The following is a 2172-nucleotide window of genomic DNA, read 5'->3' on the forward strand; positions in this document are numbered from 1 at the left end:
ACCAACAGGGTTACCGTGCCACAAATTTGTTCAGGTGCCAGCAGCCGATCCATCGAGCGGTTGGGGATCGATCGCAACTTGGCGCGACGCGTCTGTTTCGGATCAGCGGAATAGTACGCCAGAAAAACCATCGGTCGCCAGTTGGTGATCCGACTGGGCGGATCGAGTGGACCGGCTGGGACCTGCGGCAAGCTGAGGCTGTCAAAACTTGGCGTCTGTTGATTGACGCCCTGCAAACCCGCTTCACGATAGCGATGAATCCAGAACCGCTGCGCCCGGGCAAGCTCTCTCGCCGACGTCGCTTGGACACAACGAATCGAGTCGTGAAGGTGGACGGTGTGGGCGCCCATCGCTGGACGCCGAATCGTGCCGGAAATAATCGCTCTGGTTTCTGATGCCCGACTCATTCCGCTCTCTTCGTTTTCAGCATGCAATGCAACCGACCTTGACGGTTAGTCGTGGTTTAGATGTTTAGGGGGGATGCGTCAAGGCGGGTCGTAAGCCGAATTTGGATAAAGACTTACGACTGGAAAAGTTGGTTGACAGGTGAGCATGTGCGGTGGTGGAACCGTCCTCCCTGACAACCTGGCGGGATCGTTGCGATGGCGCAATCGGAATGATGATGGGGCCGCTAGCTTTTGACCTACACAGCTTTTGACCCTGGTGTTTCGCTGGCGTTTTGGGGGCAAGCTAAAGCTTGCGGGGGTCGCAAGCTGGAAGCGTACGCCACTGGTGGGGATCGCTTGCGGGGGGCGGGGGTGTTTTGGTAGATCCGCCTCTTGTCGGGTTCTTTTTCAATCTGCTGGATGAGGCACCTCAACATGCTCGGGCAAAATCTGTCTGCCGGTGAACAGGATCAGCTGGCCGAACTACTAAAACTGGATCGGTTTCAACTCAAGATGACCTATTGGGATTTGCCGACCCCGGCGGTGGCGGATGTTTCGGGAGAATACGACGCCCAGTTGCTCGACCAGGGGGACCGTTTCGGTGCCTTCCTGACGCGCGTCGCGTTTGGTTCCAAAGGCCCCTGGGTCGGTAAGGCCTTCCGCCCGCTCTCGCATGCCGATGGCGAGGGCTACAACGCATTCGGGACCGTGGAAGATCGAAAGGCTCTGTTGCCCATGGACACGTACATCGACCATTCGAACATCGTGCCCGGCAATTCGTACATTCTGGACTACCGCAGCAAGAACCGCGGCCCCATCCGTTGGCTCCGAGGGGAGCTGCGCCAAGTCAGTGCCAATGTGCTGCTAGGAATCGGAACCTTCGGCCCGCGGGCAAGACGATTGCATAAGCTTCGTCGCGTGATTCCGTTCGTGCTGGTCCGCAGCGATCGCGAGTACTTGGGTGGCGAGCGGGTGCGGATTCCGGAGGAACGCGAGCGGCTCGCGGGGTAACCAGCGGGACGCGTGAGCGACCGGCGCGAGGTGGAATCATCGGGCAACACGCGCCACTGGCTGACGCCATGTGCTGGGTGTGGCGTGCTGGGGTGTGGCGTTTGGCCGGGTTTCGTTCGATCCCGGATTGGCTGACAATGGCGTGGTCACTTTCCCCAAACAGGACCAATTCCAGCCATGACTCAGACCCGTCACTCCGCAGGGCCGAAAAGCGTCGCCGCGTTCGAACAAGCTTGCAAACTCATGCCCGGTGGTGTGAACAGCCCCGCGCGTGCGTTCGGCGCCGTCGGTGGCACTCCGCTGTTCATCGATCACGCGGACGGGCCGTACTTGTTCGACATCGACGGGAATCGCTACATCGATTACATCGGGTCGTGGGGCCCGATGATCTTGGGACACCGTTCGCCTCCGGTCATCGAGGCGATCGAAAAAGCGATCGCCAAGGGCACCAGTTACGGCGCACCGACGGAAGCCGAGTCGCGTCTGGCCCAACAAATCATCGACGCGGTGCCGAGCATCGACAAAGTCCGCTTGGTCAACAGCGGAACCGAAGCGACGATGAGCGCGAGTCGGGTCGCGCGCGGTGCCACGGGCCGGCACAAGGTCATCAAGTTTTCCGGCAACTACCACGGTCACGTCGATAGTCTGCTGGTCGCCGCGGGCAGTGCCGCAGCAACGCTGGGCGTGCCCGATTCACCGGGCGTCACGCCTGGAGTCGGCCAAGATACTTTGGTCCTGGAGTACAACGATTGCAGTGCGGTCAAGAACGCGTTCG

3 protein-coding genes are annotated in these 2172 nt (G+C 60.3%); 2 read left to right on the forward strand and 1 reads right to left on the reverse strand.

Features of this window, described 5'->3' with window-relative positions:
* Positions 1 to 407 (reverse strand): hypothetical protein (locus ABX749_RS30565; RefSeq protein WP_372899366.1); only part of this gene is annotated, 407 nt, incomplete at its 3' end.
* Positions 408 to 806: 399 nt separating this feature from the next.
* On the opposite strand from ABX749_RS30565, the gene ABX749_RS30570 reads away from it, so the two are divergent.
* On the forward strand, positions 807 to 1397 hold the full coding sequence (locus ABX749_RS30570; protein ID WP_372899367.1) for a hypothetical protein: 591 nt from the start codon (positions 807 to 809) through the stop codon (positions 1395 to 1397).
* 177 nt (positions 1398 to 1574) lie between these two features.
* The coding region (locus ABX749_RS30575; RefSeq protein WP_372899368.1) for an aminotransferase class III-fold pyridoxal phosphate-dependent enzyme at positions 1575 to 2172 on the forward strand (598 nt) is incomplete at its 3' end.

It is taken from the genome of Stieleria sp. (assembly GCF_041595215.1).
Taxonomy (GTDB): Bacteria; Planctomycetota; Planctomycetia; order Pirellulales; family Pirellulaceae; genus Stieleria; species Stieleria magnilauensis.

Excerpts from the sequence above, each read along its gene's own strand:
- ABX749_RS30570 (WP_372899367.1), top strand. The coding sequence starts at position 807 with ATGAGGCACCTCAACATGCTCGGGCAAAATCTGTCTGCCGGTGAACAG.